Origin of the sequence: Paenirhizobium selenitireducens ATCC BAA-1503, assembly GCF_000518785.1 — a bacterium.
Taxonomy (GTDB): Bacteria; Pseudomonadota; Alphaproteobacteria; order Rhizobiales; family Rhizobiaceae; genus Allorhizobium; species Allorhizobium selenitireducens.
Window position 1 is genome coordinate 89,460 of sequence record NZ_JAEG01000016.1, and the last position, 14,364, is coordinate 103,823.

The following is a 14,364-nucleotide window of genomic DNA, read 5'->3' on the forward strand; positions in this document are numbered from 1 at the left end:
TCTTGCGCGGTCGATATCTCTATCCCGAGCTGACGATATCGCGGCCAACTGTGTTCGGAGTTGCTCGGCGTCAGGCTGAAATCGAAGCTTGCACGGCGTCTTGTCAAACGCAATCCCCGCTAGGTGTGTCCGAAGAACTCACAGCAATTGCCCGAGAGGATATGTTTCGATGCCTGCCGATCCGATCAAGCGTTCACCATGGATAATTGCCTTACAGGAATATTTTATTCTTTTTGATTGATTTGCGCCGCGCTGGCTGCTACCCATGACTCCATCGAGAAATGGAGATGGCAGCCATGTGCGGCATTGTTGGTTTGTTCCTGAAGGACAAGGGTCTGGAGCCCCAGCTTGGGGCTCTGCTTTCGGACATGTTGATTACCATGACCGACCGGGGGCCGGATTCGGCGGGCATTGCCATCTATGGCGGCCCGGCCGCTGGCAAGGCGAAGGTGACCGTTCAGTCGGCCGACCCCCAGAGCGATTTTGACGGTCTCGAAACGGCGCTCCACAAGGCCGGCATTTCGGCCTCCGTGCTGGTCAAGAACACCCATGCGGTGATCGAGATCGATGCGGCGCAGCTTGCGGAAATCCGTGCCGTGCTCGCGGAGGTCCGCCCGAATGTGCGGGTGATGGGATCCGGCGAAAGCGTCGAGATCTTCAAGGAGATCGGTCTGCCCAAGGACGTCGTCGCGCGCTTCGATGTGCGCGCCATGGGCGGCACGCACGGCATCGGCCACACCCGCATGGCGACCGAAAGTGCGGTCACCACGCTCGGCGCCCACCCGTTCTCCACTGGCGCCGACCAGTGCCTCGTCCACAACGGTTCGCTGTCCAACCACAACAACCTGCGCCGCGAACTGATCCGCGAGGGCATGACCTTCGAGACGCAGAACGACAGTGAAGTCGCGGCCGCGTACCTCACCGCCGAAATGGCCAAGGGCAAGGATCTTGGCCAGGCGCTGACCGGTGCGCTGGACGATCTCGACGGCTTCTTCACCTTCGTCGTCGGCACCAAGTCCGGCTTCGGCGTGGTGCGCGACCCGATCGCCTGCAAGCCGGCGGTGATGGCCGAGACGGACCAGTATGTCGCCTTCGGCTCGGAATATCGCGCGCTGGTCAACCTGCCGGGCATCGAGAACGCCCGGGTCTGGGAGCCCGAACCCGCCACCGTCTATTTCTGGGATCACGAGAAGGCCGCCTGAGGCGTCCGTCCTTCACGAAGAAAGTCCGAACTCCATGCCTGTATTCGATCTCTCCCAAAACCCGCTCCGGGAACTCAACAGCGCCCTCCACAATCTCGGCTCCGGTGCCAACGACACCGCCTTCGAGGTCATCAATCCGCGCGGCAGCCATGCGGTCGCCGTCGGTATCGACAGCCCCGTCACCGTCGAGGTGCGCGGCTCCGTCGGTTATTACTGCGCCGGCATGAACGACGGCGGCACGATCACCGTGCACGGTTCGGCCGGGCCGGGGGTTGCCGAAAACATGATGTCCGGCACCGTCGTGATCGAAGGGGATGCCAGCCAGTATGCCGGCGCCACCGGACAGGGCGGTCTGCTGGTCATCAAGGGCAATGCGGCGTCGCGCTGCGGCATCTCGATGAAGGGCATCGACATCGTCGTGCACGGATCGATCGGCCACATGTCCGCCTTCATGGGCCAGTCCGGCCATCTCGTCGTGCTCGGCGATGCCGGCGAGGCGCTCGGCGACAGCCTCTACGAGGCCAAGCTCTTCGTGCGCGGCACGGTGAAGAGCCTCGGCGCCGACTGCATCGAAAAGGCGATGAAACCCAAGCATCTCGAAAAGCTCGCCGAGCTCCTGGAAAAGGCCGGTGTCACGGACGTCAGACCCGAGGAGTTCAAGCGCTACGGTTCGGCCCGCAAGCTCTACAATTTCAACATCGACAATGCAGAAGCCTATTGAGGCGAGGGGCCAGAAGATGAGCTACCACAATCCGAATACCCCGCCGCGCAAGTCCGCCACCTTCGACGACTATACGCTCGCCGAAATCCGCCGTGCTGCCGCCACCGGCATCTATGACATTCGCGGTGGCGGCACCAAGCGCAAGGTTCCGCATTTCGACGACCTGCTGTTCCTCGGCGCGTCGATCTCGCGCTATCCGCTCGAAGGCTATCGCGAGAAGTGCGACACCTCGGTCGTGCTCGGCACGCGCTTTGCCAAGAAGCCGATCGAGCTGAAGATCCCGATCACCATTGCCGGCATGAGCTTCGGCGCGCTTTCGGGCAATGCCAAGGAAGCGCTCGGCCGCGGCGCCACGCTTGCCGGCACGTCCACCACCACCGGCGACGGCGGCATGACCAACGAAGAGCGTGGCTATTCGGAGAAGCTGGTCTATCAGTATCTGCCGTCGCGATACGGCATGAACCCGAAGGACCTTCGGCGCGCCGATGCCATCGAAGTCGTGGTCGGCCAGGGCGCCAAGCCCGGCGGCGGCGGCATGTTGCTCGGCCAGAAGATCTCCGACCGCGTGGCGCAGATGCGCAATCTGCCGAAGGGCATCGACCAGCGTTCGGCCTGCCGCCATCCCGACTGGACCGGCCCGGACGACCTGGAAATCAAGATCCTCGAACTGCGCGAAATCACCGACTGGGAAAAGCCGATCTATGTGAAGGTCGGCGGTGCGCGCCCCTATTACGACACGGCGCTGGCCGTGAAGGCTGGCGCCGACGTCGTCGTGCTCGACGGCATGCAGGGCGGGACGGCCGCGACCCAGGACGTTTTCATCGAGAATGTCGGCATGCCGACGCTCGCCTGCATTCGCCCCGCCGTCCAGGCACTCCAGGACCTCGGCATGCACCGCAAGGTGCAGCTCATCGTCTCCGGCGGCATCCGCTCCGGCGCCGATGTCGCCAAGGCGCTGGCGCTTGGTGCCGATGTGGTTTCGATCGGCACGGCGGCGCTGGTCGCCATCGGCGACAATGACCCGCACTGGGAAGAGGAATACCAGAAGCTCGGCTCCACCGCCGGTGCCTATGACGACTGGCATGAGGGCAAGGACCCGGCCGGCATCACGACGCAGGACCCGGAGCTTGCCAAGCGGCTGGATCCGGTGCTCGCCGGTCGCCGTCTCGCCAACTACCTCAAGGTCATGACGCTGGAAGCCCAGACGATCGCGCGCGCCTGCGGCAAGAACAAGCTCCACAACCTGGAGCCGGAAGATCTCTGCGCGCTTACCATGGAAGCCGCGGCCATGGCCCAGGTGCCGCTCGCCGGCACCAGCTGGTATCCCGGCAAGGGAGGTTTCTAACGGCATGGCCGCCCCAGCTCCCAGGGGGCGGCCATTTTCCTTCAACATGTGTCTCTATCCAAAAAACTATAGGGGAACGACGTGACACAGGACCTATCGCAATTCGCCGCCGCGCGCGGCATCAAGTATTTCATGATCAGCTATACGGATCTGTTCGGTGCCCAGCGCGCCAAGCTGGTGCCCGCCGAAGCGATCGCCGACATGCAGAAGGACGGGGCGGGCTTTGCCGGTTTCGCCACCTGGCTGGATCTGACGCCGGCTCATCCCGACCTGTTCGCCGTGCCGGATCCGTCGTCCGTGATCCAGCTTCCGTGGAAGAAGGACGTCGCCTGGGTTGCGGCCGACTGCGTCATGGAGGACAAGCCGGTCGAACAGGCGCCGCGCGTGGTGCTGAAGAAGCTCGTCGCGGAAGCCGCAGAGATGGGACTTCGGGTGAAGACCGGCGTCGAGCCGGAGTTCTTTTTGATCTCCGCCGATGGCGAGAAGATTTCCGACGAGTTCGATAATGCCGAAAAGCCCTGCTACGACCAGCAGGCGCTGATGCGCCGCTATGACGTGATCGCCGAGATCTGCGACTACATGCTGGAACTCGGCTGGAAGCCCTACCAGAATGACCACGAGGACGCGAACGGCCAGTTCGAGATGAACTGGGAGTATGACGATGCGCTGAAGACCGCGGACAAGCATTCCTTCTTCAAGTTCATGGTGAAGTCGGTCGCCGAGAAGCACGGACTTCGCGCCACCTTCATGCCGAAGCCCTTCAAGGGGCTGACCGGCAATGGCTGCCATGCGCATATCTCGGTCTGGGACATCGACGGCAAGACCAATGCCTTTGCCGACAAGGCCATGCCGTTTGGCCTCTCGGCCAAGGGCAAGACCTTCCTCGGCGGCATCATGAAGCATGCCTCGGCGCTGGCCGCCGTCACCAACCCGACGGTCAATTCCTACAAGCGCATCAACGCGCCGCGCACGATCTCCGGCGCCACCTGGGCGCCGAACACGGTCACCTGGACCGGCAACAACCGCACGCACATGGTCCGCGTGCCGGGGCCCGGCCGTTTCGAGCTTCGCCTGCCCGACGGCGCGGTCAACCCCTACCTGCTGCAGGCGATCATCATCGCGGCGGGGCTGAGCGGGTTGAAGAGCGACGCCGATCCGGGGCCGCATCACGATATCGACATGTACCGCGATGGCCACATGGTGAAGGATGCACCGAAGCTGCCGCTCAACCTTCTCGACGCGCTGCGCGCCTATGAGGAGGACAAGGATCTGCAAGCCGCGCTCGGCACCGATTTCTCGGCGGCCTATCTGAAGCTCAAGCACGGCGAATGGAACACCTACTGCTCCCAGTTCACCGCCTGGGAACACCAGACCACGCTCGACATCTGAGCCGCTGTTTCTTTTTTTGACCGTTCGAACGGGCGGCAGGGCGCGCAAGCGTCTTGCCGCCGCGAGCGTGTGTTCCTGAATGCCCCCATACTCTCAAGGAGGATCTGTCGTGAAGAATTTCGTGCTCACCGTGAGCTGCAAGTCGACACGCGGCATCGTCGCCGCGCTGTCCGGCTATCTGGCGGAACAAGGTTGCAACATTGTCGACAGTTCCCAGTTCGACGACCTCGATACCGGCAGGTTCTTCATGCGCATCAGCTTCCTCTCCGAGGAAGGAATCGGTCTAGCCGCGCTGGAAGAAGGCCTGAAGCCGATTGTCGACACCTTCGAGATGACGACCGAAATCCACGACGGCAGCGAGCGCATGAAGGTGTTGCTGATGGTCTCGCGCTTCGGTCACTGCCTCAACGACCTGCTCTACCGCTGGAAGATCGGCGCCCTGCCGATCGAGATCGTCGGCGTGGTTTCGAACCACTTCGACTACCAGAAGGTGGTCGTCAACCACGACATTCCCTTCCACCATATTCCGGTGACCAAGGAGAACAAGGCACGGGCTGAGGCCCGCATCATGGACGTCGTGGAGCAGACGGGCACCGAACTGATCGTTCTTGCCCGCTACATGCAGGTTCTGTCCGACGTGATGTGCAGCAGGATGTCGGGCAGGATCATCAACATCCACCATTCGTTCCTGCCGAGCTTCAAGGGCGCCAATCCCTACAAGCAGGCCTACCAGCGCGGCGTGAAACTGATCGGCGCGACGGCCCACTATGTTACCGCCGATCTCGACGAAGGTCCGATCATCGAACAGGACATTGCGCGCGTCACCCATGCGCAGAGCGCCGAGGACTATGTTTCGATCGGCCGTGACGTCGAAAGCCAGGTCCTGGCGCGGGCGATCCATGCGCATATCCACCGCCGCGTCTTCCTCAACGGCAACCGCACGGTCGTCTTCCCGGCAAGCCCCGGCTCCTACGCTTCGGAACGCATGGGATAAGCGACGATGACCAGGATCGTGGATGGCAGGCAGGTTGCGGCTTCGGTCATCGAAGCGGTGAAGTCCGCAGCGGCCTCGCTTGAACGTTTGGCCGGCGTGAAGGCCGGCCTTGCCGTCATCATCGTCGGCGACGACCCGGCCAGCCATGCCTATGTCGGGGCCAAGAGCCGGATGGCCAGGGAATGCGGGTTCGCCTCGGTGCAGCACACTCTGCCCGCCGACACGACCCAGGAGCAGCTTGCGGCACTTGTCACCACGCTGAACGAGGATTCAGCCGTCCACGGCATTCTCGTGCAGCTGCCCTTGCCGAAACATTTCGACAGCGACGCCATCATCCAGTCTATCCGGCCGGAGAAAGATGTCGACGGATTGCATGTGGTCAATGCCGGAAAGCTCGCCACCGGCGATCTGCAGACGGGGCTGGTGTCCTGTACGCCCGCCGGGGCAATGGTGTTCGTGCGCGAAGCGCACGGCAGGGACCTGTCGGGTCTGAACGCGGTGGTGGTCGGCCGCTCGAACCTGTTCGGCAAGCCGATGGCGCAGCTTCTTCTTTCAGCCCATGCGACGGTTACCGTCGCTCATTCGCGCAGCCGCGACCTGCCGGCGATCTGCCGCAATGCCGATATTCTGGTCGCCGCGGTGGGACGCCCCGAAATCGTCAAGGCGGATTGGGTCAAGCCGGGAGCCACGGTCATCGACGTCGGCATCAATCGCATCGCCGCGCCTGAACGGGGAGAAGGGCGCACGCGGCTCGTGGGGGATGTGGCCTTCGAGGAGTGTTCAAGGGTCGCTGCCGTCATCACCCCGGTTCCGGGTGGCGTCGGCCCGATGACGATCGCCATGCTGATGGCCAACACCGCGATTGCGGCACATCGGCAAGCAGGCCTTCGGTCTCCGCCTTTCTGATCAAACGGGCGGGACAAGCCGTCGGATCGATAGCACCGAACCGACCGCAACGGATCGGCCGGGGGCGCCGCGAGGTGTTGCAGGGCTGCTTGTGGCGTATCTGCACCCTGGGGACGGGCGAAGAGCGATGACATTTTCCGTTCTTTTGCTGCGATTCTGCATCGCCTGAGCGCCCGCCGTTGCCGAACTCAATCTATCTTATTGTAAACCAATCGATAATTGACCTCATCTCCGGATGGCATGATGATTGCTTCGCTATTGCAAGCCGATCAAACGGGTCGGTGCCGTCAGAACCGTCGCTAGAAGCGGTCGAACGGACAGCGGAAACCGCTAAAACCAGAAAGGGAACACAATGACGAAATCTCACGGACGGGGCCGCGCCTGGCTTTCCCTGGTGTCGGCGGCAGTCGTCGCGGCACCGTCCTTTGCCAGTGCTGCCGAACTGAACATTCTGACCTGGGAGGGCTATGCCGATCAGTCCTTCATTCCGAAATTCGAAGAGGCCTCGGGCTGCAAGACCACTTCGACCTATGTCGGCTCGAACGACGACTTCGCCCCCAAGCTCGCTGCCGGCGGCGGCGTCTACGACATCATCGTCCCGTCCATCGACACCATTGGCCTGATGCGTCAGGCAGGCTTCGTCGAGCCGATCGACACCTCGAAGATCGAAGGCTGGGCCGATGTCTATCCCGAGTTCTCCGGCGCCAACGACGTGACCGCCGAGGGCGCGGTCTGGTCCGTTCCGCTCGTATGGGGTTCGATCTCGCTGATGTACCGTGCCGACAAGATCGATCCGAAGCCGGATTCGATCGGCGTTCTGTTCGACGAGAAGTACAAGGGCAAGGTCGCCATGTGGGATGACAAGTCGTCGCTCTACTGGACGGCGCGTCTTCTCGGCTTTGAAAACGTCTACGATCTGAGCGACGAGCAGCTCGAAGCCGTCAAGCAGAAGCTGATCGCGCAGAAGCCGTTGGTCCGCAAGTACTGGGCCACCGCCGGCGAACTGACGGAACTCTACGCCAACCAGGAAGTCTGGGTCTCCAATACCTGGACGGGCCTGCAGAGCAAGGATGTCAACGCGCTGAAGAAGGGCTTCGAAGTCGTCGAATTCACCCCGAAGGAAAAGGCCGAGGGCTGGATGGACTCCATGCAGCTGGTGAAGGATAGCCCGAACAGCGATTGCGCCTACAAGTTCTTCTCCTTCATGCTTTCGGCTGAGGGCCAGTGCGGCATCGTCGGCTCGACCGGCTACTTTCCGGTCAACCCGAAGGCCGTTTCCGGCTGCCTGACCGGCGCCGACGCGGAAGCCAAGAAGGTCAACAACATCGAGTTCGTCAAGAGCCTGGTGATGTGGCAGATGCCGACGCGCCTCGACAAGTATCTCGAAGTCTGGAACGCCGTGAAAGCGGCTCCCTGAGGACCGATCAGAGCGACCCCGATCACCGCCGGCCATGCCGGCGGTGATTTCCGCTGTTCATTTTCGACCCGACCAAGGACTTGCCTATGGCGCTGCAACCGATCGTAACCTTGGAAAACGTGATGAAATCCTATGGGACCTTCACCGCTCTCCACAATATCAACCTCGAAATCGGGACCGGCGAATTCGTCACCCTGCTCGGCCCCTCGGGCTGCGGCAAGACGACGACGCTCAGGCTGATCGGCGGCTTCGAGACCGCTGACAAGGGCCGGATCACGCTGGCCGGATCCGACGTCACCCAGGAGCCGCCTTATCGTCGGGACATCAATACGGTGTTTCAGGACTACGCCCTGTTTCCCCATATGACGGTCGCAGAAAACGTCGGTTACGGCCTGACCGTGCGCGCCAATCGCAAGCCCAAGGACGAGCGCGTCCGGCGCGTCGGCGAAGCACTGGCCCTGGTCGGCCTTTCCGACAAGGCGGAACGTATGCCGCAGCAGCTTTCCGGCGGCCAGCGCCAGCGCGTCGCGATGGCCCGGGCCCTGGTGCGCCAGCCGAAAGTCCTTCTGCTCGACGAACCGCTGTCTGCGCTGGACGTGAAGCTGCGCGAAGCCATGCAGGTCGAGCTGAAACATCTCCACCAGAAGCTCGGCATCACCTTCCTGATGGTCACCCACGACCAGGAGGAAGCGCTGGTGCTCTCCGACCGCATCGCCGTGATGCAGGGCGGCCGCATCGCCCAGATCGGTTCGCCGTCGGAACTCTACGACCGTCCGGCAAGCCCCTATGTCGCGGATTTCATCGGTGCCGCGAACCTGATCGCCTGCACCTTCGCCGGCCGCGAAGGCGGCCTCGCCAAGGTCAAGCTGCCCGACGGCACGCTGATGTCGGGCGTCGAGGTGCAGCCGGGGCAGGGCCTCAAGGACGGCGGCAAGGCCCTGATCGCCATCCGGCCGGAACGCATGCAGGCGGGTCCGACGCCCGCCGGCAATTCGGCGCTCTCGGCCACGGTGGTCAACCAGCTCTTCCATGGCGGGCGTTTCCAGATCGAGTTGCGGCTCGACGGCATCGAAGCGCCGATCTTCGTCGACATCGCCCGCAATACGGTCGCGGCCGACGGCAATGTGCCGCAGCCCGGGAACCGCATGAATTTCCACGTCGCGCCGCTGGACGTTCTGGTCTACCGAGCGGAGGACGGCGCATGAAAGCGAGCACCCGCAAGGCCGCCAGTTTCTGGCTGCTCTTTTCCCTGCCGCTGCTCTGGACCTTCGTCTTCCTGATCCTGCCCTATGGGGCGATGGGCATGATGAGTTTCTGGACACGCCAGTTTCCGCTGTTCGTCCCGGATTTCCAGTGGGGCAACTACGTCCTTCTGTTTTCCGACCCGCAATATCTGACCGTGATCCTCCGGACGCTGAAGATCGCCGCGCTCGTCACCTTCTATTCGGTCGTCCTTGGTTATCCGCTGGCCTATTTCCTCGTCTTCACGATCCGTTCCGAGAAGCTGCGCACGCTGCTCTACATGTGCGTCGTCGTGCCGCTCTGGGTGTCCTATCTCCTGCGTGCCTACACCTGGAAGATCATTCTCGGCACCGACGGGGCGCTGAACTCGGCGCTGCTCTGGCTCGGCCTGGTCAATGAACCGCTCGACATCTTCCTCTACAACCAGGCGGCCATGGTGATCACGCTCACCTATATCTTCATCCCCTTCATGGTGATGCCGATCTTCACGGCGCTCGAACGCATTCCGCCCGCCCTGATCGAGGCCTCCCAGGATCTGGGCGCCGGGCCGTTCGAGACCTTTGTGCGGGTCATCATGCCGCTGTCGACCGCCGGCGTCATCGCCGGCGCGACCATGACATTCTGCCTGTCCTTCGGCGATTTCGTCGCCCCGGTTCTCGTCGGCGGACCGAGCGGCACCATGGTCGCAACCGTGCTGCAGAGCCAGTTCGGCGCGGCCCTCAACTGGCCGCTCGGCTCGGCGCTTGCCGTGATCATTTTCACCCTGGTGCTCGTCGTGCTGCAGATTTCCAGCAGGCTCGATCGCGCCGGCCGCGTTTCCATGGGCTGAGGGAGAACATCATGCACAAACTCATCTGGTGGCAGAAGAGCCTGGTCGGCGTCGCGGTCGGAACCCTGCTCTTCCTCTATGTCCCCGTCGCGATCCTGATCCTGTTCTCCTTCAACGACAGCCCGGTCACCTCCTTCCCGCTCTCCGGTTTCACCTGGGGCTGGTATCAGAAGGTTTTTGCCAATCAGGACCTTCTCAAGGCCCTGAAGAACAGCCTGATCGTCGCCGTTTCGGCAACGGCGCTCACCATCGTGATCGGAGTACCGGCAGCGCTCGCGCTCGACCGTTATCCCTTCGTCGGCAAGCAGCTGTTCAAGAACACGATCCTGCTTCCGCTATCACTGCCGGGTATCGTCACCGGTATCGCCATGCTGAACTTCTACAAGCAGATCGGTCTTCCGCAGAGCCTCGGCGCGGTGGTGATCGGCCACGCCACTGCACTGGTCGGCATCGTCGTCGGGCAGGTCCTGGCGCGGCTGGAAAAGGTCAACCGCAACCTCTCAGAGGCAAGCTCCGATCTCGGTGCGACCGGCATCGAGACCTTCTTCTATGTGACCCTGCCGAACATCCGCTCTGCAATCATCGGCTCGGCCCTGCTGTGCTTCACGCTGTCCTTCGACGAAATCCCGGTCACCTACTTCCTGACCGGGCGCGACGTGACGCTGCCGATGTACATCTACTCGACGCTCAGGCGCGGCATTACGCCCGAGATCAATGCGATCGGCGCACTGATCGTCGTCGCATCGCTGGCGTTGATCCTGAGTTCGGTCAGCATGCTGCGGCAAAAACAGTAGGAAGGATCAGGGGCCCGGCGTCCGCGCCGGGCTTCTTCAATCGCTGGCGCGGTTTGTCTTGCGCACGATGGTGGCGATATCGACGCCAAGCTCCTTGGCCGCCGCCCGCTTCGATCCCAACCGGTCGAGGGCTTCGTTGATGATCCGCTCCTCGAAGGCGCGGGCCATGTCCTTCAGCGTCCGCCCACCCAGCTCGATCTCGGGCATCGTGCTTTCCGGCGTGGCGGCTGTCTGGGGCTGCTCGGTGATGGTATTCTGGACGCGCGAGAACGATGGCGGCAGATGCTCGGGCATCGCGACATCGGCCGCGACGATATCGACATAGTCGACCACGCTCTTCATTTCGCGCAGATTGCCGGGGAAGGGATGGCGCATCAGGATGGCCCGGCAGGCTGCCGACAGCTTGAGCGGCGCACCCCGCTCCTGGCTTGCCCGCTCGAGCATCATGTCTAGGATTTCCGCCTTGTCCGGGCGATTGCGCAGAAGCGGGATCTCCACCGGGAAGGTCGAAAGGCGATAGAGCAGGTCCCTGCGGAAGCCGCCCTGTCGCGTCATTTCGGTCAGGTCGCGGTTGGTGGCGGTGATCACCCGGGTCTCGATCTTCTTCGAAACCGACGAGCCGACCGGCTGGATGGTGCCATCTTCGAGGAATTTCAGCAGCTTCGGCTGCGAGGACAGCGGGATCTCGCCGATCTCGTCGAGAAACAGCGTGCCGCCGGCGGCACTTTCGATATAGCCGCGCTTGCCGGCCTGGAGCGCGCCGGTGAACGCGCCGCGCTCGTAACCGAACATTTCGGACTCGAACAGTGTCTCGGGGATCGATCCGCAATTGACGTGGACGAAGGGTCGTCCGCGTTCTCCGCCGGTCAGGTGGATATGCCGTGCGATGGCTGTCTTGCCGACGCCGGATTCGCCGAGCAGCAGGATGCGAAAATTGCGCGCATAGGCCCGGACGGCCTGATCGATCTGGGTCTTCAGGCCATCGGGGAAGAGCAGGCGCGCACTTTCCTTCTGGTCGCCAGCCGAAATGGAACGGCCGGCCACGCCCCGTTTGGCCCGGTCCTGGTTTTCCGGATCGCGCAGGAAATAAACGGTGAAGCCGCTGGCCGAGCCGGCCACCACCAGCACGCGGCGGCTGGCCTGGTAGACCTTGCCGGAGATCTTCGCCCGGACCAGGCCCTGCGCATGGCCCCGCTCGGCGGAAGCGAGGAAGTCATCCATGTCGAAGTCGGAAAAGCGCAGGAAGGTCGACAGCGCCTGGCTTTCGAAGGGCGACGCGAGCCGGGCGGAGCGCTCGGCCGCAGTGTTGAGAAAGACGACGACATCGTCGGGATCGACGATCATCAGTCCGTCGGGCAGCAGATTGGCAAAGGCCCGGAACTGCGCGCTTCGGAAGTTCTGCTCCCAGGCCTCGCGGCTCAGCGCCTCCGCCCCCCGGACGCCTAGATAGAACTGCGGTATGTCGCCCGGTGTCATCATCTCTTACGGCCGCTTTGGCTGTCGGGACGCCCTCTTGGGCGCGTGCGCTTCCCGCTCTCGAACAGTTATAACCGTCCAGGCCTTGTCGTCCATGCCGCGGATCTGGCGGATGTGAACGTCGAGCAGGACGGAAGGCCCGGGACCGCCGGGATTGGTGAAGAGCGACCAGCCGGAGGCCCGCTTTCGGGTGCGGACATAGGCCAGGAGCTGGCTCTCGACGGTCCGGCTGCCGGAAAAGGCGGCGGCAAAGGCCTTGTTGCGGTTGATCACCTTGCCTTCCGCGTCGAGCACGATCACCGGGTCGGGCATGCCGTCGAGCGCGCGGATCGCGAGCTTCAGCGCATTGGCCTTTTCGTCATCGGCATTGCGCTGTTCGGTGATGTCGCGGCAATTGCCCCAGAGGCGGAGCAGGAAGCCGTCGACGATATCGGCCCGGACCTCGTTGAGGATGTATTGCAGCGTGCCGTCATGGCGGCGGTCGACGCTCAGCGCATCGTTGATGGCGTAGTTGGACTTGATGATCTCGTCGACGAACTTTTCGTTGGCGGCGCTGCGCGGCCAGTAGAGGCGCACGTCCTGTTCGTTGAAGTCGACGGATTCAGGCAGCTGGTAGATCCGCGACATGGCCGGATTGCACATGCGCCAGACCGACTGGTTTTCGAACACCTGCCGGATGACCTCGCTCTTCGGCAGGGTGGTGTCGACCGGTTCGAGAAAGACGATCCCCCAATGCGCCTCGTTCGAGGTCTCCACCATCGACTGCAGGGTGCGGAAATCATCCTCCATCTGCCGATAGCGGTTACCGACCGGGCCGTAGTCCATCTTGGCGAGCCTCAACGCGATTTCGCCGTTGATACGAACGAAACGCGTCCGCGCCAGCGTGCGGATCGGCCGGCCGCCGCGTGCCAGCAGCGTCAGCTCCATGGTGGAACCGTGCTCCGAACGGCTGCGGTTGCGCAGGATCTGCTGGATCTGGACGAAGGACTCAGGGGTGTAGAACGCGGCGGCGTCATAGCCGGCAATTTCGCGGTCATAGGTTCCGAGCAGCTCGGCCTGGGCCTCGTTGAACCAGAGCACCCGTCCTTCATGCGAAATCACATCGACCAAGAGATCGGCTTCGAGCGACAGGCCTGCTTCCGCATGGGCCTGGTCCGGCAGCGTTCCCTCCATCATCGCCATGGTTCTGCGACCTCTCTAACTTCAGAGCCGGACCGTCATCGCTTGGCCGGCTGCCTTGAAAACACTCTCGGGCAATCCGGCGCGAACCGGAACCCCTTCTTCACTCAAAGGAGACCCGTTCCCACAATGAAATTGCCGATCATGCGTTCGCAACCGGGAATGAAACTGTAGCGGGCGGCCTGGGCCGGATCGATCTCGCTCCAGCAGGTCGCCATGCGGTCGCAGGTGGTTTCCGGATGAAACTGCACCGAAACCCAGTTGCCACCGTGATCGAGGGCGGCGGCCGGAAGCGTCGGGCGGGTCGCGAGCACCGTCGTGCCTTGCGGAATTTCGATCACACGGTCGAAATTGCCGAAGAAGAAGGGGGACGTCTCGTCGAAGCCGTCCAGCAGGTAGTGGTCGCGACCTTCCTTGGTAAAGGCCAGCGGCAGGCTGCCGACTTCGGGGCCGGCGGGGTTCTTCTCCACCTGCCCACCGAGTACCGTCGACATCAGCTGGTGGCCGCCGCAAATGCCCATCAAAGGCTTGCCGGTGGCGCGCCAGCGCGCCAGCCAGTCGGCAATCTCCAGCTGCCAGCGAAAATTGTCGGAGACGGAGGCAAAGCTGCCGCCGAGGATCACACCATCAATCGCATCGAGATCCGGCAGCGGCTCGCCCTCATGCGCCTTGATGCCGAGGTAGTCGATCTTTTCCAACATGCCGATCTGGTCGAGCAGTGCCTCGATGGCGACGGTCTCGTCATCGCCGCCGTGAATCCTTCGCCAGGTGGATTTGCTGTAGCTGCCGGGTTCGGCGAACTGCGAGATATAGGCAAGTGTCTTCCTGGGCATGATGAATTCCGTCGACTGAATGGCAACCATGGACCGG

13 protein-coding genes are annotated in these 14,364 nt (G+C 62.9%); 10 read left to right on the top strand and 3 right to left on the bottom strand.

Annotated elements, in window-relative coordinates; all coding sequences use genetic code 11:
• Positions 1-296 precede the first annotated feature (296 nt).
• From L867_RS0118295 to L867_RS0118340, 10 genes are all read left to right on the top strand, one after another.
• A complete protein-coding gene (locus L867_RS0118295) occupies positions 297-1,202 on the top strand; it encodes a class II glutamine amidotransferase (protein ID WP_028738218.1) in 906 nt (301 codons plus the stop codon).
• 34 nt (positions 1,203-1,236) lie between these two features.
• On the top strand, positions 1,237-1,923 hold the full coding sequence (locus L867_RS0118300; protein WP_028738219.1) for a GltB/FmdC/FwdC-like GXGXG domain-containing protein: 687 nt from the start codon (positions 1,237-1,239) through the stop codon (positions 1,921-1,923).
• A gap of 16 nt (positions 1,924-1,939) precedes the next feature.
• Entirely contained in the window at positions 1,940-3,268 is a 1,329-nt protein-coding gene (locus tag L867_RS0118305) for an FMN-binding glutamate synthase family protein (protein WP_028738220.1), read from the top strand.
• 81 nt (positions 3,269-3,349) lie between these two features.
• Complete coding sequence (glnT, locus tag L867_RS0118310) at positions 3,350-4,657, top strand: type III glutamate--ammonia ligase (RefSeq protein WP_028738221.1); 1,308 nt, start codon at positions 3,350-3,352, stop codon at positions 4,655-4,657.
• 109 nt (positions 4,658-4,766) lie between these two features.
• On the top strand, positions 4,767-5,651 hold the full coding sequence (gene purU / locus L867_RS0118315; protein WP_028738222.1) for a formyltetrahydrofolate deformylase: 885 nt from the start codon (positions 4,767-4,769) through the stop codon (positions 5,649-5,651).
• 6 nt (positions 5,652-5,657) lie between these two features.
• Positions 5,658-6,557: a bifunctional methylenetetrahydrofolate dehydrogenase/methenyltetrahydrofolate cyclohydrolase FolD gene (folD, locus tag L867_RS0118320; RefSeq protein WP_028738223.1), complete on the top strand. Its 900-nt coding sequence runs from the start codon at positions 5,658-5,660 to the stop codon at positions 6,555-6,557.
• A 352-nt stretch (positions 6,558-6,909) separates the two neighbouring features.
• Entirely contained in the window at positions 6,910-7,974 is a 1,065-nt protein-coding gene (locus L867_RS0118325) for an ABC transporter substrate-binding protein (protein ID WP_051439079.1), read from the top strand.
• Positions 7,975-8,096: 122 nt separating this feature from the next.
• Complete coding sequence (locus L867_RS0118330) at positions 8,097-9,179, top strand: ABC transporter ATP-binding protein (RefSeq protein WP_232363967.1); 1,083 nt, start codon at positions 8,097-8,099, stop codon at positions 9,177-9,179.
• A complete protein-coding gene (locus L867_RS0118335; RefSeq protein ID WP_037173803.1) occupies positions 9,176-10,045 on the top strand; it encodes an ABC transporter permease in 870 nt (289 codons plus the stop codon). The genes L867_RS0118330 and L867_RS0118335 overlap by 4 nt, the downstream gene beginning before the upstream one ends.
• 11 nt (positions 10,046-10,056) lie before the next feature.
• On the top strand, positions 10,057-10,839 hold the full coding sequence (locus tag L867_RS0118340; RefSeq protein ID WP_028738227.1) for an ABC transporter permease: 783 nt from the start codon (positions 10,057-10,059) through the stop codon (positions 10,837-10,839).
• Between the two features lie 36 nt (positions 10,840-10,875).
• On the opposite strand, the gene L867_RS25690 is transcribed toward L867_RS0118340, so the two are convergent.
• From L867_RS25690 to L867_RS26550, 3 genes are all read right to left on the bottom strand, one after another.
• Positions 10,876-12,318, bottom strand: coding sequence for a sigma 54-interacting transcriptional regulator (locus tag L867_RS25690; protein ID WP_051439080.1), 1,443 nt, complete (start codon positions 12,316-12,318; stop codon positions 10,876-10,878).
• A gap of 3 nt (positions 12,319-12,321) precedes the next feature.
• Positions 12,322-13,497 (bottom strand): PAS domain-containing protein, encoded by a 1,176-nt coding sequence (locus L867_RS26545; protein WP_051439081.1) that lies wholly within the window; start codon positions 13,495-13,497, stop codon positions 12,322-12,324.
• Between the two features lie 104 nt (positions 13,498-13,601).
• Positions 13,602-14,327: a type 1 glutamine amidotransferase gene (locus L867_RS26550; RefSeq protein ID WP_146086548.1), complete on the bottom strand. Its 726-nt coding sequence runs from the start codon at positions 14,325-14,327 to the stop codon at positions 13,602-13,604.
• Positions 14,328-14,364: the final 37 nt, after the last annotated feature.